The following is a 17,781-nucleotide window of genomic DNA, read 5'->3' on the forward strand; positions in this document are numbered from 1 at the left end:
CACCGAAGAGCCTCATCCTGCCCAGGCAGCAATGTCTTCTCAGGCCAACATCCGCGCCATGGCACGTTCGGCCAGGGCAGCGATGGTGCGTGATGGGTTCAGCCCCAGCGCGCGCGGCACGACGGCACCGTCGAGCACGTACAGCCGCGGATATCCGAATACCTCGCCGGCGTGGTCGACCACCCCGTCCCAACGGTTCTCGCCCATGGGGCAGCCTCCCAGGGGATGAGGCGTCACCAGGTAATCCAACAGGCGCCAGCTGGGTGGCTCGATGGCGACGCCTCCGGTGAGCTCACTCAACTGCTTGTGTCGATCGCACAGGGCCTGAACCACCGAGCGTGACGCATCCACGCGGTAATCCAGCGACAGCGCGGGCTCTCGCTCCAGCCAACGGCGCGAGAGCCGCAGCACGCCATCGGCAACATCCACGCCCTGGCCGAACCACGGCATCAGGCAACGATCCGGGTCGTTGTGCTTGAGCGCTTCCGCCAACACCGCACGCCAGCCGCTTCGCAGCATGCCGGCGACAGAGGAATGGGCCAGCAGCCGCGACAGCGCATGGCCTATAAGGTCCGGGTAGCCGCCGTCCTCGACAAGGTAGCGCCGGCCCTGGTCGATACCGTCCAGAAAGTCGATGGCCGCACTGATGGTCGGGCCGCGACAGGGATCGATACGCCGATTCGGATACATCGCGGGCGTCAGGAAGTCGCCGTTGGCGCACCAGCGATGGCCCAACAGGGGCGACAGTTCCGGCAAGGTGCGGTACTGGTCGCGGGCCCGCAGCAAAAGCTCGGTGGAACCCAGCGAGCCCGCCGCCAGGATCACCCGTTCGGCCCGCTCGTGGCGGATGGTTGGTGCGCCCTCGAGATGCTGAAAGGTGACCCGGTAGCCATCGCCCTCTGGCACCAGCGAGCGGACCAGGCTCAGCGGGCGAATATCGCAGCCAAGTTGCTCTGCCCTGGCCAGATAGTTGAGGTCCAGGGTATTGCGCGCTCCCACGGGACAGCCGATATCGCAGTAACCGCAGTGGATGCAGGTCCCCTGGGACTTGCCGTAGGCATTGAGGCTCTGCCGACTGTGCCGACGATGATGCGGCTCTTCCAGCCGGTAATGCCAGTCCGGGTCAAAGCGCACCGCCAAGGGCAGCGAGCGGAAGCGTTCAGGGTGCCCGCTGGCCTCCGCCGCCTGCTTCAGCAGCTTGTGGCGCTCGCTGACCTGAGCCGAGGGCACTTCACAGACCTCCAGCATTTGCCCGACGCGCTGCTGGTAGGGCGCAAGGTCACTGTAGCTGATCGCCTCAGGCCAGCCGCTGTCGAAGGCAAACGGCTGAGCAGGCACCGAGACATTGGCGTAGACCAGAGAGCCACCGCCGACCCCCGCTCCCTGAGCCACCGCCATGCGCGGAAAAAAGCGCAGGTCGAGCCAGCCATGGCGACCCCGCGGTTCTTCAACGTCGAAGCACCAGTCATCGTCAGGCCCCCGCGGGAAGTCCTCGCGCTCCCAACGCCGTCCTCGTTCCAGCACCAGCACCCGCTGGCCAGCCTCGGCCAGACGACAGGCCGCCACTGCGCCACCAAATCCGGAGCCCACCACAATCGCGTCGTAGCTCATGCGTCGGACTCCCGGCGGATCACCCAGGGGGCATACAGGTGCCACAGTTCACCGAAGAAGAAGCGACCAAAGTCCGCGACCGTCGCCAGGCCCCCCCGACCGCTGGGCGTCAATGTCCCGAGCATGGCCATCAGCTCCGCTACCCCCAGGTGGAGTACCCCCGCCCCTATGATGTCGGCGGTGTCGCTGACACCTTCATGCAAGGTGGTATACAGCGTCGTGGTGTCTCTCCACAGATCGGGCCCAGGATCATCGTGTACGCGCTTGACGCCATGCAGAAAGAGTCGCCTGTGGCCGTATTCCAGCAACGCATCGTAGACCATCTGACGCCCGGCTCCGGGCCCCTGGGAAAACAGCTGAAAATCGCCTTCCAGAATGACCAGTCCCAGCCCCAGGGGGGCAAAGTCGACCACGCCACCCAGCTTGCCATGGTGATGCTCGTCGGCCAGAAAGGCATTCATGTCGTCGATCTGGATCTTGGCGTGCAGCGCAAGCTCGGTGCCTTCGCGATGTCCCAACCGCTCACCGCGCTCGGGCATCTGGCTATCCAGCGAGAAGTGGCCGGACATGGTCTCCTCGAAGGTCAAGCCTGGCGCCATGGTGATTCTGTTCACACGCACCTCCCTGCCACGATGGTTGCTCCCCTGGCTCGCCTCAACTGCCAACGGTCATCGGCTACCAGGGACTCAGCTCGAGGTCGTTATAGGCCACGGTCTGGCCATTCGGTCCCGCTACCTTTACCTCGTGACCGTCCCTGTCCAGCACCCTCACCCTCAGCCGATGGCGCTGGCGATCCACCTCGAGGCGGCAGAAGTTCTCCTGCTGATAGAAGCCGTATGCCCGGTAGTGCAGGGTCATGGCACCGTCGAACAGCGGGAAGCCATCGCGCTGTCCCGCCACCCGAGAGTCGTGCACGAAGCCGTTGGGGTCTCCATCGGCCCAGAAGAACGGCCAGTACAGGGCCGAGGAGGTAATGTCGTAGAGCCGCTGACCGCCGCCGCCTCCCTCTTCTTCAACATGCATCTCAGCAATATTGGCGCAATGAACGTCGCCGCTGAGAAAGATCACGTTGTCGATACCGGCGGTGACGATGTGCTCGATCAAGGCCTTGCGGGTCGTTGGAAAACCGGACCAGCTGTCGCTGTCGGCTCGGCGTGACAGGTTGGTGCGCGCCAGGTCCACCGCCGCCTGGTCGTCGTGGCCATCTAGGCTGGGGTCCAGTCGCTCGTCCAACGGGCTGGGGGCAAACACCGTGGAGGTCACGATGAACTTGGGGACCGCTCCCCACCGCGCCTGCTGGTCGCTCAGCCATTGCAGCAACAGATCCAGCTGAGAGGGGTGCAGGGGGTCGATACTGGGCCGCCCCAGCAGGTGATTGTCCATCACCCGCCCCTCGCGCCCGTAGGTGCGATGGGTGCGGGTATCGCAGACGAAGAAGGGATAACCGCCGCAGTCGAAGTGATAGTGCAGATGGCGACCGAAGCTGCGTGGCCCGTGGGACCACTGGTAGCTCATGTAAGCACCGATGGCGACGTTGAACAGCTCGCGCTTGGCGCTCAGCCGATCGCGATGCCAGTTGTCCTCGATCTCGTGGTCGTCGAGGATCATGTACACCGGGGCCTGGCGCAGGAAACGCCGCGCCAGCGGCGAGCCAAAGGCCGTGCGATAGCGCTCCTGGAACTCCGCGAAGGTATCGGCCCGACCGATCGGCAGGTAGCGACTGTACTGGTCGGCGTAGATCTGGTCACCGACCAGCAGGCTGAAGCGCGCTGCCGCTCGGCTGCCTCGAGGGCGCAGGTGCTGCTGCATGGGACCGAAGATGCGGTCCGACTCCTTGGTCTTCCATAGCGTGCCAGGATAGCGACAGGACCCCAACAGAAAGGCCAGACGGGCTGACGGCTGCGCCGGAAAGGTCGTGAACTCCGCCTCGCAGTGAGCGCCCTCCAGGCTGGCCAGCAGTTTGGACATGCCACCGATATCCGGCAGCCGCGCCACGATCTCGCTATCGCTGAGACTCTCGACGTCTGGGGTGGTGTCATCCAGGGTCAGGGTGGCGACACGCACCCGGTAGCGGGTGTCCGGCGCCAGGGGCACCACGCCATCTGGCTGCCCCAACGGAGCGACACCGTCCTTTGCGCCAAGGCCCTGCTCGGCACCCAGCTCGAAGGTGCCGGTGCGGTCAAATTCACGATGCAGGCGGAAGTAGAAAGCATGCGCCCGGGGTGGGCTGCCTGCCAGCCGACACGGCATCCCGTTGTCTTCCACCACGGCTACCAGCCCCACGGTTCTCAGCGAGGCGCTAAGATCGACTCCGTCATCGCTGGGGGCGATGCCACGCACCCACAGCCGGCAACTATGGGCGGTGGTATGTCCGACGATAGGCCCGATATCGGGCGAGCGCAGTCCCGACATGGGGCCTCCTGCGTCACGATGTCTCGTCCCTGTGTGTCCAGTCCCTGTGTCCGCGTCACGATGTGTCCAGCTCACTGTATCTAGGTCAGTGTGTCTGCATCACGACGTCGCCTGCGCGGTGCGGCTCGCTACGGCTCCCACCTCCGCCATCGCTCAACGTTGTGCAAACGCTGCTATCACACACTGAGAGTAAAGATAGTTCGCCTTTGGTGAAGCGGCGACCTGGCCTCTGCTACCCTGTGGCTTCACTGCTGCCATGCCTGTTCCGACTGCCTGTCTTCTGGTGGAGTCGTTGTGACTGGCCTGGTTCACGCCCCACCCTTCAGGAATTGCCGTCATGTTGGATCCTTCGGACGACCCCCAGCACGTGCTATCGGTCAGCGATCTCAACCTGCGCGCGCGGCAGGCACTGGAAGCGGATCTTGGCGAACAGTGGATCGAAGGCGAGCTGTCTGGGGTCTCCAGGCCGGCCTCGGGCCATCTTTACTTCACCCTCAAGGACGAGCGCGCCCAGGTAAAAGCCGTGCTGTTCCGCACTCGGGCGCGATTCGTCTCTACGCCCATGCGCGACGGTGACCTGGTTCGAGTACGCGCCAGGGTGTCGTTGTTCGAGCCAAGAGGGGACTATCAGCTAATCGTGGAGGCGGTCCAGGCCGCGGGCGCTGGGGCGCTTCTGGCGGCACTCGAGGCGCTCAAGACCCGCCTGGCCAACGAGGGCGTCTTCACCAACGCACGCCCCCTCGCCTACCCTCCCCGCCATGTGCTGGTGCTGTCGTCGGCCACGGGAGCCGCCCTGCGCGACGTGCTGGCGGTGCTGAGCAAACGCTGGCCGCTGACCACGGTGACGTTGATTGCCGTGCCGGTGCAAGGCGCCGAGGCGGCACCGGCGATCATTGCCGCCCTTGGCCTGCTCAATCGCCAGCCAGCACTCGATCCCGCACAAGACGTGGTACTGATCACCCGTGGTGGCGGCAGCCTGGAGGACCTGTGGGCCTTCAATGACGAACATCTGGCCAGAGCCATTCATCATTCCCGTCTGCCGGTGATGTCAGCGGTAGGTCATGAAACCGACCAGAGCCTGTCCGATCTGGCGGCGGATGCCAGTGCGCCGACGCCCTCAGCCGCGGCCGAGCGGCTGGTGCCATCGAAACAGGAGCTGGTCAGCCAGCTCGGGCAACTCGAAGGGAGACTCAAGGGCGCCCAGTTACGCCACTTGCAGCGGGAAGGACAGCGGCTGGATCACCTGCGGGCGCGGCTACGCCATCCCGGGGAGGCCATCGTGCGCCAGCGCCAGACACTCGACCAGCTGCGCTCACGCATGGCGCGGGCCATGGCCGGGAGGATGAACGGCGAGCAGCAACGATACCTCGATCTGACCCGGCGCCTGGCGCTACGCTCTCCACAACGGGCTGTGGCGGAGCATCACAAACAGCTGACCGATCTGAGGCGACGGCTTGTGGCTGCCCAGTACCAGCAGCTGACGCGACAGCGCCAGCGACTGAGCGCCACTGTGCGCGAGCTGCAGGCTGTCAGTCCACTGGCCGTGCTGGCCCGTGGCTACAGCATCCTGACCAATCCACGGGGTGAGGCGCTGACCCAGGCGAGCCAGACGCACCCAGGGGAGCACCTGCAGGCTCGCCTGCAGGAGGGGGTCCTGCATCTCGAGGTGATCGATACCGCCCCGGCCAGCGAGCGCTCCCCCACCGTCATCGATCCTGGCGGCTCCTGACAAAGGGGACTGACAACGGCTTCTGGCGACGGAGCCCGACTCACTGCGGAAGCCGTCGCCGGCTGGCGCTCCTACGCCAGGCTAGCGCGCCTGATCGGCCGTTCCCGGCTTGAACGAGGCGGGTTCCAGCTCGTGACGGGACAGCAGCTTGTAGAAGTCGGTGCGGTTGCGGCCTGCGATGCGTGCCGCCTGTGTCACATTGCCTTCGGTGATCTTCAGCACCTTGACCAGATAGCTACGCTCAAAGCCTGCCCTCGCGTCGTTGAAGGTCGGCATGGCATTGTCTTCCGCCGCCAACGCCTGGGCCACCAAGGCTTCGGGAATCATTGGCGCACTGGACAGCGCCACGCACTGTTCCACCACGTTGACCAGCTGACGCACGTTGCCAGGCCAGGCGCAGGTTGCCAGCAGATTGAGCGCTTCCGGCGAGAAGCCCTTGACGAACGGCTTGTGGCGCGACGCCGCCTGGGCAACCAGGTGCTTCACCAGCAGCGGCACATCCTCGGCACGATCCTTGAGCGCCGGCAGCTTCAGGTTGACCACGTTCAGTCGATAGTAGAGATCTTCACGAAACTCGCCTTCGTGCATGGCCTGGTCGAGATCGCGGTGGGTCGCTGACAGCACCCGCACATCCACCGGTACCGACGTGGTGGAGCCCACTGGCCGTACCTGACGCTCCTGCAGCACGCGCAGCAGCTTGACCTGTATCGCCAGGGGCATGTCCCCGATTTCGTCCAGGAACAGGGTGCCGCCATCTGCCGCCTGGAACAGGCCACCATGTTCGCTGATGGCGCCCGTAAAGGCGCCCTTGGCGTGGCCGAACAGCTCGCTTTCCAGCAGTTGTTCCGGCAAGGCACCGCAGTTGATCGCAATGAAAGGCTTGTCGGCCCGCGCGCTGGCCTTGTGAATCGCGTTGGCCAACAGCTCCTTGCCGGAGCCAGAAGGTCCGGTGACCAATACGCTGACGTCGGAGCCTGCCACCATCCTGGCCTGCTCGAGGATTCGCTCCATCTCGGGACTGCGGGTAATGATGGCCTCGCGCCAGCTGTCATCACCTTCGACACCGCTGGCGGTGTTCGACAATGCATCGTCAATGGCACCGAACAGCTCTTCACGGTCCACCGGCTTGGTCAGGAAACTGAACACACCCTGGCGAGTGGCGCTGACCGCATCCGGGATCGACCCATGGGCGGTGAGGATGATCACCGGAAGACCCGGCATGCGCCGCTGAATTTCCTGAAACAGCGCCATGCCGTCCATTTCATCCATGCGCAAATCCGACAACACCAGATCCGGGCGCCCTTCCTCCAGTCGCTTGAGCGCCTCACGACCGCTCTCGGCAGTGGTAACGCGATAGCCGCGGCTTTCCAGGCGCATGCCAAGAAGTTTCAGCAGGCTGACATCATCGTCAACCAGCAGTACATGGGCACTCGTCTTGGCACTCAGGGTTGCTGCGACTTGCTTCATATCGCCGTCTCCACAGGTTTCATTCCGTCTGTTGGCGCAGATTGATGTTCTGTTCGATTTTGGTCAGCGCGTCCAGCTTGTCGGCCAGCGCCTGATTCTCCTCACGCAGTCGCGATAGCTCGCCATGGCGACGTCCGGCCCGCTGGCTGAGGGCACGGCGACCCTCCAGCTCGTTAAGCCAGTAGCGCATCAGCGGCTGCAATTCGCTGGGGGCCATGCTGAGGTCGGCCTTGTACAATTCGGAGGCCTGGTTCCACTGCGCCTCGCTGCCCCAGGCAAGCACCACGGCACGGCCAAGGCGTTGTTCCGGCGCGTGTCCCTCCAGCAGGGCCAGCATGGTATTGCGCCACTCGCGGTCTCCCCGCTGGGAGGCAAGCCCAAAGGCGACCCAGTCCGTCAGCATGCACTCTGACTCAGCGAAGGTGGGAATATCGGCATGGCATGCGCTCAGGTCGAGCGTTTCGACCTTGGGTGCGGTCACGCCACCAGGCTCGATAGGCAGGTACTCACAGCCGCTGAGTAGCGCCACCAGGGCGACAACAGCAGCGGGGCCGGCGGCGCGATATCGCGAGCGCCGGGGTGTCAGGGTCACACCCCTAGAGGTCATAGCGTCAGGTTCCTTGCGTGCTGGCCCGTCAATGCGGGCCTTGTATCGTTATAGGGGTCGCTACCGCGACCCTGTGGCGGCGCCACGGGCAGACTCAGGCGAAAGCACACCGGCCAGTCTGGATCGTCGACCAGTTCGAGCCGGCCATTTTGCAGCCGTGCGCAGTCTGCCGCCACCGACAGGCCAATCCCGGAGCCTTTGAGGGCGCCCTTGCGGCGAGCCCGGCCTTGATAGAAGGCCTCGAACAGATGCTCGCGATCCTGCTCTGCGATCGGATCGCCGGTATTGGCCACCTCAAGTTCCAGGCGGTCCTGGCGGGTCCGAGCACGAATAAGCAGCTTGCCGCCGTCTTCTCCATATGCCACCGCATTGGATACCAGGTTATCCAGCAGTCTGGCGGTGGCCTGGTGATCGGCGTTCCACTGCAGCGGACCGGAAAACACCTCGACCTGCATGTCCTTCGATTGCAGGCTGAGCCTGTGCTTGGCCAGCACCTCTCGCGCCACGGTCGCCATGTCGATGCGCTCGATGGAGGCACTGCGGTGATGCTGCAGCAAATTATAGTCCAGCAGCTGCTCGATCAGCCGTTGAAGCTCGGCGCCACTGGCGTCGATCAACTCCAGCACTTCTCGCTGACGTGGGCTGAGCTCACCTGCCACCCCATCAGACAGCAGGGCAGAGCCCTCTCGCACACTGGCCAGCGGCGTCTTCAACTCGTGGGACATATGCCGCAGGAACTGCTGCTTCTGGGCTTCGAGCTCTTCAAGGCGGTGGGTCAGCCAGTCCAGACGCTCACCCAGGGCGACCAGCTCCGCGGGACCCTGAACGCGACCAGCGAGACGATCCTGATGACCACTGCCGATGCCGAGAATACGCCGCTCCAACTGACGCACCGGGCGAATGATCAGCCGCGTGAACAGCAGCATCAACAGCAGGCTGGATGACACCAGCGCCCCCGTCTGCCACCACAGCCGCTGCTGCACCTGCTCGGCCCTTTCGCGTATGGCATCCAGGCGCTGATCGATGCGCAGGTTGGTGGCCTGGCGCATGCCTTCGACGTGTCGGGAAAAGGGGACAAAGGTGTCCAGCGAACCGATGAAGGCGTCCTGCTCCTTCTCGGGCAGGGTCGCCAGCTGATTCAACAGCCGTTCCAGTGCCAGGATGTCGGGATCCTCAGGCAGCAGCAGGCGCTGGCGCGCCAGCAACTGGCGGAATTCCGCCACCCTCTCGGCGTAGATGTCGAGCAGACTCTCTTCCTGAACCACGGCGTACTGGCGCGCCCCACGCTCCATCTCCACCGCCAGGGAGCCCAGGGTGCGGGCACGCCGTGTCTCCGACACCGCTTGACGAGCGCTGACTTCGGCAAGGCGCGACAATTCGGACAGCGCCTGACCTGCCTGGTACATCAGTACACCAAGCGGCAGCATCACCACCACAAAGGCCAGCAATACCAGTTGCAACAACGAACGGGGGCGCCAACGGCGCGTAGCGGCAGTGGTCATGACCAGAGTTCTGTGAAGGAAGGTGAATGAAGCGTCCATCAATCCATCCAGAAGGATACCAGAGTTAGGCCACTCGCCCCGCGTCAACCTCTCATTCGGCATCGCTTGCGAAAAAAAAGGGGCCGGCTGAGCCGGCCCGAATACGCAGGGAACTGAAGGGTCGAAAAACAGATCAATCGATGGCCTGGTCCGCCCATTGAACGGTTTTCCGTTGGCCCGAAGGCCCGAAGCCAGAACACCGCCGTCGTCACCAGGGACCTGACGGTGTTCAGCGGATGGTCTCCCATCCCGCCTCGTTCTGGCCCCGTCGCCGCAGCGCCGGAGCAACATACTCCCCCGAAGGGGTCGGCATCCTTGCCAGAGCATCCTTGCTCTTCACGATACCTGTCCATGCCAACAAGGCCGGTACCGTCTCATCGCAACCTTGTGTTTCACATAGCGTGTCGCACATCACGCGGAGCAGACGCAGAGATCGACATAGACGCACAGGGCAGTGATTCTGTGCCAACCTCGGAGAATTAGACGGCTATCCGGCTAGTCCTCCCCGCTCGTTAAATACATAGCGAAAGCTGTGCCAAAAAAACATAAAAGCCATTAATATCAACAAGTTAAAAAATAAGAAACGTCACCAAACTGTGCTGTAAGCTCAATCAGCGTCGATCGACATGTCGCCCACGACCAAAAACGTCTCTGTTTGCCGACGCAATTTCAGGATTTTTTCAGAAAACCTGGAAAAACAAAAAGATGCGGCGTCTCCTATTGGAGACGCCGCGTCTTTTCTGAGACTCCCTACCAACAACAGGGCTTGTCGCTAGGGCGGATAAACCGGGCTGACAAACAGCGCTTGTCGGTGCCGACGGTCAATCTCCCCGCGAATGCACGCACGGCGATCATCGTGACCGGTCAGCTACTCACCCGGAGCTTGCCTAGGCTATAACCCCTTGCAGAGAACCTTGGACTGCCGCGCATGATTGTAGGCATCGCGCCTGAGCGGAGGGAGCTCGTCCAGCGCCGATGGCACGAAACCATGCTCCAGAAACCAGTGGGCCGTATGCGTCGTCAGTGCGAACAGACGCTGAATCCCCTGCCGCCGAGCTAGACGCTCGATCTCCGCCAGCAGGCGCTCCCCCCTGGCCCCACTGCGATAGTCAGGATGCACCGCCACGCAGGCCAGCTCGGCGACGCTTGCGTCAGTGAAACGGTGCAGTGCGGCGCAACCGATCACCATGCCATCCCGCTCGATGACCAGGTAGTCATCAATTTCATGCTCCAGTCGCTCGCGGGAACGTGGCACCAGCATACCGCGCTTCTCGAGGGGCTCCAGCAGCTCGAGCAACCCTCCGATATCATCGATCTCGGCCGCTCGGAGCTGCTCATAGCGATGCTCAGTGATCATGGTGCCGACACCATCACGGGTGAACAGCTCGGCCAGCAATGCATCCGCATCACGCCAGGACAGCAGGTGGGTGCGCGCCACCCCATGGGTGGCCGCCTCGCAGGCGGCCTCCAGATGTCGCGAGCGCTCTTCCGCCGGATCAGCCTCGGCCAACAGCGGGCGCGCCTGGGCAGGGGTGAGCTGGCGTAACAGCTGCCCGCCCTCATCGCACAGGCCGTCGGACTGCCCCAGCAGGATCAGCTTGTCGGCCTTGAGCGCCACAGCGACCTGCTGGGCGACTTCTGCCGCATCCAGGTCAAACACTTCGCCGGTGCTGGAGAAGCCAAGCGGTGGCAACAACACCAGCGACTGCTGGTCGAGCAAGGCCCGCACCGCACCAGAGCGCACCCGGCGCACCTCGCCGGAGCGTTGAAAGTCGACACCGTCACGCACGCCCAGCGGCTTGGCCATGACCAGATTGCCGGACACGGTCGTCAGCTCGATGCCATGCAGCGGCGTATTGGGTAGCCCCAGCGACAGCCGTGCTTCCAGCCACAGACGCTGCTCGGCGGCGACACGCTCCACCCGAGCCATGATGGTGTCGTCGGCCACCCAACGTGCCTGGTGGCGCACCGGAACGATGCCCTCACTGTCGAGCACGGCGTGCACCTGGTGACGAATGCCAAAGACCACCACCAGCTTGACCCCCAGGGTATGCAGCAGTGCCAGATCCTGAATCAGGGACTCGCCTCGGCCGGCCGCCATCGCCTCCCCTTCGACCAGCACCACAAAGGTTCGGCCTCGGTGGGCATTGATGTAGGGGGATGAGTGGCGAAACCAGTCAACGAAGGAGAAAGAGGTAGTCAAGGACCGAACCTGCTGCAGCGGACGAGGGGAATGATGGAGTCATCACTATATCAGAGCCTGCTGGCGCTCCACACCTGCGCGCCCAGGGTCGCAAACGACGACGGCGCCCGCAGGCGCCGTCGATATCCAGGGCAGACACTGAGATCAGTTGAAGATGCCCTTGAACATGAAGAAGAACATGATGGCAAGACCCGCACCCGCCGGCAGCGTGATCAGCCAAGACATCACGATGGTGCCGATGACGCGCAGGTTGAGCGCGGCCAGACCGCGTGCCAGTCCCACACCAAGCACCGCACCTACCAGCGTATGGGTGGTCGAGATCGGCAGACCGGTGCCCGATGCCAGCACCACCGTGGTGGCGGCGGCCAGGGTCGCGGCGAAGCCACGGCTCGGCGTCAGTTCGGTGATGCCGGTCCCCACGGTGGCGATGACCTTGTGGCCATAGGTCACCAGGCCGACGACGATACCCCCGCCGCCGAGCACCAGCACCCACCAGGGCACAGCCGACGCCCCTTGAATGCTGCCGTGCTCATGCACCACGCTGATGACCGCCGCCAGCGGGCCCACGGCGTTGGCCACGTCGTTGGAGCCATGGGCAAACGCCATGGCGCAGGCGGTAAAGATCATCAGTACGCCGAAGACTCGCTCGACCCCTTCAAAGCCGAAGGCATCGGTCTTGCGCTGGCTGCGATCGATGCTGCGCTCACGCCAGACACCCAGACCCGCCAGCGCCACACCAAAGGCCAAGGCAATCAGCAGGCTCTCGAAGGGCGCCAGGTGCAGACCCACATGCTTGAGGCCCTTGGTCAAGGTCACCATGGCGACGATGAAGCCGACCAGGAACACATACATGGGCACGTAGCGCTTGGCCGCGACGAACGGATCGTCGGCCTCGAAGACCAGGCGCTGGACCGATTTGAACAGCATGAAGCCAATGGAACCCGCCAGCAGCGGGGACACGATCCAGCTGGCGGCGATCTGGCCGACCTTGCTCCAACCGACGGCCTCGATACCAAGGCCGGCCAGGGCAAAACCGACAATCGCGCCGACGATGGAGTGGGTGGTGGACACCGGCCAGCCCTTCATCGAGGCGATCAACAGCCAGGTCCCTGCCGCCAGCAGCGAGGCCAGCATGCCGTAGACCAAAAGTTGTGGATCGTTTTCGAGCAGCGCCGGATTGATGATGCCTTTGCGGATCGTTTCCGTGACCTGGCCACCGGCCAGCCAGGCGCCGAGGAATTCGAAGATGACGGCGATAATGATCGCCTGTTTGATGGTGACCGCCCGAGACCCTACCGAGGTCCCCATGGCGTTGGCGACGTCATTGGCGCCGACACCCCAGGCCATGAAGAAACCAAACACGCAGGCCAGTAGGATGAAGATGTCACCGTGCTGGGCAATGATCGACATGGGAGAAGATCCCTTGATTGCTGACTGAGGAAACTCTGAATGACGTCAGGCCGCGCTAGCGCGGCCTGTAGGAGCGACGGTCTTCAATTCGCCGTCATGATCTGGAGGCGACTGCCGACCCGCTCGGCGCGGTCCGACACTTCACCGATCCATTCGATGATCTGATAGAGGAACATCACGTCAACCGGCGGCAGGTCCTTCTCGAGGACAAACAGCTGGCGGCGAATGGCGATCTGCTGCTCGTCGGCACGTTGTTCCAGCGCGTGCAGATCACGAATCAGCTTCTGCATCAGCTCGGTCACGTTCTTGCCGAAGCCGGACTCGAGCAGGTCCTTGAGCTCTTCCAGGGCCTGGCGTGCCTGGGCGACACAGTCCACCGATGTGGCGATGTACTCGCGCATCGGCGTCGCCAGGGAGTCAGGCACCTGCATCTGACGCCCGAGCATGATGCCGGTGATATCGCGGGTCTTGTTGGCGATCTTGTCCTGCACGCTGACCAGATCGAGCAGGTCAGAGCGAGATACCGGCAAGAACAGGGTATTGGGCAAGTTGAGACGCAGCTCGGTCTTGAGCGAGTCGGCCTCATGCTCGAGTCGAGTGATCACTTCGCGGTGCGCGGCGGCAGCATCCCAGTCACCCTGCAGCGTTGCCTCGAAGAACGGCAACAGCTCAGCAGAGCAGTCGTGGGCCTTTTCGATGTGGGCCAGCAGCGGTTGAAACGGGGAGCGGCCAAACATCGCCGAAAACGGATTTGATGTCACCATAGGGAGTCACGGACACTGGAGAAATGGCGGCGACAGTATAGTGACCCCAAACTGTCACGTCATGGAAAAGTTACCGTCATCACCGCGTAACCTTGACCCGGTCCACATTCCCTTTGGCACGCCAGGACACCACCATGAGCCATGAAATCGAACTGAAGCTCGCCCTTGGGCAGCATGGCCCCGACGCGCTGCGCCGCCACCCTCGCCTGGCCGGCGCCGACAGCCAGCGCAAGACGCTGATCAATACCTACTTCGACACCCCTGAAGATGACCTGAAAAAGGCACGCGTCGCCCTCCGGCTCAGAAAGATCGGCGACCAGTGGCTGCAGACCTTGAAAACCAGTGGCCAGGGCAGCTCCGGCTTGTCCACCCGTGGCGAGTGGGAGTGGCAGGTAGACGGCGACCAGCTGGACCTCGACGGTCTGCGTGACTTGCCGCCCTTTCAGGCGCTGGCCGATGACGTCGATATCGATGTGCTGCTGTCGCGCCTGAGACCTCGCTTCACCACCAACTTCCAGCGCCAGCTGTGGTGGGTAGACAGCGATGGCAGCCAGATCGAAGTCGCCCTCGACGAGGGCTCCATCGAGGTGGGCGAGGCCTGCTGCGTCATTCGTGAGCTGGAGCTCGAACTCAAGCAGGGTGAGGCGTCGCGCCTGCTCGAACTGGCCGAGGGCTTCGCTGAAAGCGTGCCGCTGCGGCCTTCCGACTCGAGCAAGGCCGCACGCGGCACCGCCCTCACCCAAGGCTGGCAACTGCCCCTTGGCAGAGGACCACAGGATCGCCTGCACCAGGTGGTCGTTGCTCTGGATGCCTACGCAGATACCCAGCAGCAGCGCTGGCGCGAGGCCGCCTGCGAGGCGCTTGGACACCTAGCCGAGGACAGCGACAGTGCCGACATCAGCCACGACGCTCACAGCTTGCGCGACGCGTTGCAGCAGGCACCGCAGGAGCAGGACTGGCTCACCTCGGAGATGGGAGCGCTATTGTTGCGGTTGGGTCGCCGGCTACCCCAGAGCGTCGAGATGGAGTAACGTCAGTGACGAGGTAGCGCGCCGTCTACGGCGCGCCCACCCCAGGCCTGTATCCCGATCGATCAGGCCCTGTGTCGCTCAGACCCTGTATCGAGCAGCCCTTGTATCGAACAGACCCTGGCCGATACAGATCATGATCACGCTTATGTCTCTCACGACTGTCTCTCAGCCCTATCTATCAGCCCTATCTCTCACTACAGCGAAAGGAAAGCGCCCGTGATCAATGGCCATAAGCCGGCTGCCGAAGGCCTCAAGACTCGCGTGTTTCAGATCATCTTCGAGTCCGACACGCGCCTTGCCAAAGGCTTCGATATTGCCCTGATCACGGCCATTCTCCTCAGCGTGCTGGTAGTGGTGCTTGAGAGTGTGGATGGACTGCGCGCCGAGCATGGAGAGCTGTTTCGCTCGCTGGAATGGACCTTCACGATTCTCTTCACTATCGAGCTTGGCCTGCGGCTCTACTGCCTGGAGCGCCCACTCAACTACTTGAAGAGCTTCTACGGCGCCGTTGACCTGATCGCGATCCTGCCAAGTTGGCTGGCGCTCCTGATTCCCGGCGCACAGTCGCTGATCGTGATTCGTCTGCTCAGAAGCCTGCGCATCTTCCGAGTACTGCGACTGATGGAGTTCGTCGGCGAAGGCAGGTTGCTGATCGATGCCCTGAAACGCAGCGGCCATCAGATCTTTCTGTTTCTGTTCACCGTGTTCATGCTGGTCACGATCTTCGCCTCCCTGATGTACTTGATAGAGCCCAGGGAAGCGGGCTTCACCAGTATCCCCGTCGCCATCTACTGGGCGGTGGTCACGCTGACCACCGTCGGCTATGGCGATATCTCACCGGTCACACCGCTGGGCCAGGCGATCAGTGTGGTGGTCATGCTGATCGGCTACTCGATCATCGCGGTGCCCACCGGCGTGTTCTCCGCCGAGGTCATCCGTTCGATCCGATCAGACCGCTACTCGGACGAGGCCTGCCCTGGCTGCGGCCATGACCGTCATGAGCAGCGGGCCAAGTACTGCCTGATCTGTGGCACCTGGCTGGACGAGGAAACGCCGGACCCCAACGCCCCAGAGCCAGAACCCGAACCTGAGTCTGAATCAGAGGGCGACGCGGGCGATGAACAAACGCCCAGCCCTGCTGACGACAAATAGACAGCTCGCACTCACCATGCCTCGGGGCAGGCTTCCCCGGGGCAACTCCGGCTCGCCTACTCGGTGAACGGCGCAACATCCCCACGGCCTTCACGCACGATGACGGGCGGCATCTCGCGCAGATCGATGACGCTGGTGGGCTCGAGCGTGCAGGCCCCGGCATCGATGATCAGGTCGAGATGCGCACCGAAGCGGTCACGAATCTCTTCCGGATCGGTCATAGGCAGCGTCTCGTCCACGGGAATCAGAGTCACGCTCATCAAGGGTTCGCCCAGCCGCTCCAACAGCGCTCTCGATATCTCGTGGTCCGGCACCCGCACGCCGATCGAGCGGCGCTTGGGATGCAGCAACAGCCGGGGCACTTCCGTGGTGGCGTTGAGGATAAAGGTGTAAGCACCAGGCGTATGAGCCTTGAGCAAGCGGAAGACGGCATTGTCCACCTTGGCATACGTACCGATCTCGGATAGGTCCGAACACACCAGGGTGAAATTGTGCTTGTCATCCAACGAGCGCAGCCACTTGATCTTCTCGATGGCCTTCTTGTCACCCAGATGACAGCCCAGGGCATAGCCCGAATCCGTCGGATAGGCCACCACGCCCCCCTTGTGGATGATCTCCACCGCGCGATCGATCAAGCGCTTCTGGGGGTTGTCCGGGTGTATCTGAAAATACTGAGTCATGTCGCCTCCCTGGCGATGCAATAGAGCGTATGTAATGACAGCAGCGCATCAGGCATCCCGGGCATCCGCTGTCTTTCAGGCCTTGCTGTGAGCCTAGACCGAATTGCTCCGGACGGCGTCCTCGCTCGCGCCGCTCAGGCGGTCCACCGAGACAGCTGCGGATGGGTCCATACCGGCCGCACGGCAGTGCGCGGGACCGCCGTCATGGTACCTGGCGCCAGATGCCCCCCAGGAAAATGAAAATCGCTGCCGAGGGATCCATACATGTCGCGTTCCATCAGCTGTCGCGCCAGATCCCGCGTGACGTCTGGATTCTGGGAACCGCTGACCAGTTCGGCTGCCTGTCCGCCAGCCGCACAGAACTCATCCAGCAGCAGACCACGCTTGCGCCGGGTCAGCTTGTAGCGCAAGGGATGAGCCAGCACCGCAACGCCGCCACTATCGAGGATCCATTCGACGATTTCCGACAGATACGGCCAATGCGATTTCACGTCACCTATCTTGCCGTTGCCCAGATACTTGCCAAACGCGGTCGGCAGATCGGCCACCAGTCCCTCGGCGACCATGACATGGGCAAAGTCCGGGCGATTGAGCGGACGATCACTGCCGGCCCAGGCACGCGCCTTGGCCAGCCCGTCGCTCAGCCCGATGCGCTCCAGCCGCTTGGCGATAGTGTCGGCGCGTTTTTCCCGCGCCAGCGCCTGCCCGGCCAGACCGCTTTCGAGCAGGGGACCGGCGCCACCAGGCAGCAAGCCCACCACATGGATATTGATCCCGCGCCACTGGCAGGAAAGCTCCGTGGCCGGCAGCAGTGACATGCCCAAGTCGCGGGCACGCTGGCCCGCCTCATCCACCCCAGCCAGGGTGTCATGATCGGTGAGAGCGACGTGGCTCAGCCCTTTCTGATGGCAAAGGTCCATCAGCGCAGTGGGTGCGAGAGCGCCATCCGAGGCCGTGGAATGCATGTGGAGGTCAACGGCGAGGGGCGCGCCTTCGAAGGTATCAACCAGCGCAGCGCGGCTGTCCAGCGCCGGCGTATCAGCAAGCGCAGGGGTATCAAAAAGGGAAGGCATGGGACAGGAAACTGGCTCCTCGACATGACGCCGGGCGGCGACTTTGACAGAATATGCCGTCCATGGTGCGCGTGGCGCCCGCCACGGTCAATGCTGACGCC

The 17,781-nt window shown here is 63.3% G+C and carries 14 protein-coding genes; 3 read left to right on the plus strand and 11 right to left on the minus strand.

Translation table 11 applies throughout. The annotated features are described in order from the left end of the window. Nucleotides 1–39: 39 nt before the first annotated feature. The 3 genes from JF545_RS05690 to JF545_RS05700 all read right to left on the minus strand — a co-directional run bounded on the left by JF545_RS05690 (nucleotide 40) and on the right by JF545_RS05700 (nucleotide 4,023). Nucleotides 40–1,611: a GMC oxidoreductase gene (locus JF545_RS05690; RefSeq protein ID WP_206940120.1), complete on the minus strand. Its 1,572-nt coding sequence runs from the start codon at nucleotides 1,609–1,611 to the stop codon at nucleotides 40–42. After that, entirely contained in the window at nucleotides 1,608–2,225 is a 618-nt protein-coding gene (locus tag JF545_RS05695; RefSeq protein ID WP_206940122.1) for a hypothetical protein, read from the minus strand. Before JF545_RS05695 ends, JF545_RS05690 begins: the two co-directional genes overlap by 4 nt. A 61-nt stretch (nucleotides 2,226–2,286) precedes the next feature. Further along, nucleotides 2,287–4,023 carry an alkaline phosphatase D family protein gene (locus JF545_RS05700; RefSeq protein ID WP_206940124.1) on the minus strand — a complete coding sequence of 579 codons (1,737 nt, stop codon included), beginning with the start codon at nucleotides 4,021–4,023 and terminating at the stop codon, nucleotides 2,287–2,289. Between the two features lie 337 nt (nucleotides 4,024–4,360). On the opposite strand from JF545_RS05700, the gene xseA reads away from it, so the two are divergent. Then, a complete protein-coding gene (xseA, locus tag JF545_RS05705; protein ID WP_206940126.1) occupies nucleotides 4,361–5,752 on the plus strand; it encodes an exodeoxyribonuclease VII large subunit in 1,392 nt (463 codons plus the stop codon). A gap of 81 nt (nucleotides 5,753–5,833) precedes the next feature. Here xseA and glrR read toward each other — a convergent pair whose 3' ends face one another. The 6 genes from glrR to JF545_RS05735 all read right to left on the minus strand — a co-directional run bounded on the left by glrR (nucleotide 5,834) and on the right by JF545_RS05735 (nucleotide 13,744). Then, nucleotides 5,834–7,219, minus strand: a complete 1,386-nt coding sequence (gene glrR, locus JF545_RS05710; RefSeq protein ID WP_206940128.1) for a two-component system response regulator GlrR — start codon at nucleotides 7,217–7,219, stop codon at nucleotides 5,834–5,836. Nucleotides 7,220–7,238: 19 nt separating this feature from the next. Then, the gene (locus JF545_RS05715; RefSeq protein ID WP_224908694.1) at nucleotides 7,239–7,826 is read right to left on the minus strand and encodes a hypothetical protein; all 588 of its coding nucleotides are present in this window, start codon (nucleotides 7,824–7,826) and stop codon (nucleotides 7,239–7,241) included. Beyond that, complete coding sequence (locus JF545_RS05720) at nucleotides 7,823–9,328, minus strand: sensor histidine kinase (RefSeq protein ID WP_206940130.1); 1,506 nt, start codon at nucleotides 9,326–9,328, stop codon at nucleotides 7,823–7,825. Before JF545_RS05720 ends, JF545_RS05715 begins: the two co-directional genes overlap by 4 nt. Nucleotides 9,329–10,259: 931 nt before the next feature. Then, entirely contained in the window at nucleotides 10,260–11,570 is a 1,311-nt protein-coding gene (gene argA / locus JF545_RS05725; protein ID WP_206940132.1) for an amino-acid N-acetyltransferase, read from the minus strand. A 144-nt stretch (nucleotides 11,571–11,714) separates the two neighbouring features. After that, entirely contained in the window at nucleotides 11,715–12,980 is a 1,266-nt protein-coding gene (locus tag JF545_RS05730) for an inorganic phosphate transporter (RefSeq protein ID WP_206940134.1), read from the minus strand. An 83-nt stretch (nucleotides 12,981–13,063) separates the two neighbouring features. Continuing rightward, nucleotides 13,064–13,744 carry a TIGR00153 family protein gene (locus JF545_RS05735; RefSeq protein ID WP_206940136.1) on the minus strand — a complete coding sequence of 227 codons (681 nt, stop codon included), beginning with the start codon at nucleotides 13,742–13,744 and terminating at the stop codon, nucleotides 13,064–13,066. A 134-nt stretch (nucleotides 13,745–13,878) separates the two neighbouring features. Here JF545_RS05735 and JF545_RS05740 point away from each other — a divergent pair, with 134 nt between their 5' ends. Together JF545_RS05740 and JF545_RS05745 are read left to right on the plus strand one after the other, a co-directional pair. Beyond that, nucleotides 13,879–14,775, plus strand: a complete 897-nt coding sequence (locus JF545_RS05740; RefSeq protein ID WP_206940138.1) for an inorganic triphosphatase — start codon at nucleotides 13,879–13,881, stop codon at nucleotides 14,773–14,775. Nucleotides 14,776–14,994: 219 nt separating this feature from the next. Then, a complete protein-coding gene (locus tag JF545_RS05745; RefSeq protein WP_206940821.1) occupies nucleotides 14,995–15,927 on the plus strand; it encodes an ion transporter in 933 nt (310 codons plus the stop codon). A 56-nt stretch (nucleotides 15,928–15,983) separates the two neighbouring features. Here JF545_RS05745 and JF545_RS05750 read toward each other — a convergent pair whose 3' ends face one another. Together JF545_RS05750 and JF545_RS05755 are read right to left on the minus strand one after the other, a co-directional pair. Then, entirely contained in the window at nucleotides 15,984–16,607 is a 624-nt protein-coding gene (locus JF545_RS05750; RefSeq protein ID WP_206940141.1) for an L-threonylcarbamoyladenylate synthase, read from the minus strand. A gap of 134 nt (nucleotides 16,608–16,741) precedes the next feature. Further along, nucleotides 16,742–17,680 carry a PHP domain-containing protein gene (locus JF545_RS05755; protein WP_222161609.1) on the minus strand — a complete coding sequence of 313 codons (939 nt, stop codon included), beginning with the start codon at nucleotides 17,678–17,680 and terminating at the stop codon, nucleotides 16,742–16,744. Nucleotides 17,681–17,781 lie beyond the last annotated feature (101 nt).

The sequence above is a fragment of the Halomonas litopenaei genome (genome assembly GCF_017303055.1).
GTDB classification, from domain to species: Bacteria; Pseudomonadota; Gammaproteobacteria; order Pseudomonadales; family Halomonadaceae; genus Halomonas; species Halomonas litopenaei_A.

Bases quoted from the DNA above. Each gene is read 5' to 3' on its own strand.
- JF545_RS05690 (WP_206940120.1), bottom strand. From the start codon at position 1,611: ATGAGCTACGACGCGATTGTGGTGGGCTCCGGATTTGGTGGCGCAGTG.
- JF545_RS05700 (WP_206940124.1), bottom strand. From the start codon at position 4,023: ATGTCGGGACTGCGCTCGCCCGATATCGGGCCTATCGTCGGACATACC.
- xseA (WP_206940126.1), top strand. From the start codon at position 4,361: ATGTTGGATCCTTCGGACGACCCCCAGCACGTGCTATCGGTCAGCGAT.
- glrR (WP_206940128.1), bottom strand. From the start codon at position 7,219: ATGAAGCAAGTCGCAGCAACCCTGAGTGCCAAGACGAGTGCCCATGTA.
- JF545_RS05715 (WP_224908694.1), bottom strand. From the start codon at position 7,826: ATGACCTCTAGGGGTGTGACCCTGACACCCCGGCGCTCGCGATATCGC.
- JF545_RS05720 (WP_206940130.1), bottom strand. From the start codon at position 9,328: ATGACCACTGCCGCTACGCGCCGTTGGCGCCCCCGTTCGTTGTTGCAA.
- JF545_RS05730 (WP_206940134.1), bottom strand. From the start codon at position 12,980: ATGTCGATCATTGCCCAGCACGGTGACATCTTCATCCTACTGGCCTGC.
- JF545_RS05735 (WP_206940136.1), bottom strand. From the start codon at position 13,744: ATGGTGACATCAAATCCGTTTTCGGCGATGTTTGGCCGCTCCCCGTTT.
- JF545_RS05740 (WP_206940138.1), top strand. From the start codon at position 13,879: ATGAGCCATGAAATCGAACTGAAGCTCGCCCTTGGGCAGCATGGCCCC.
- JF545_RS05750 (WP_206940141.1), bottom strand. From the start codon at position 16,607: ATGACTCAGTATTTTCAGATACACCCGGACAACCCCCAGAAGCGCTTG.
- JF545_RS05755 (WP_222161609.1), bottom strand. From the start codon at position 17,680: ATGCCTTCCCTTTTTGATACCCCTGCGCTTGCTGATACGCCGGCGCTG.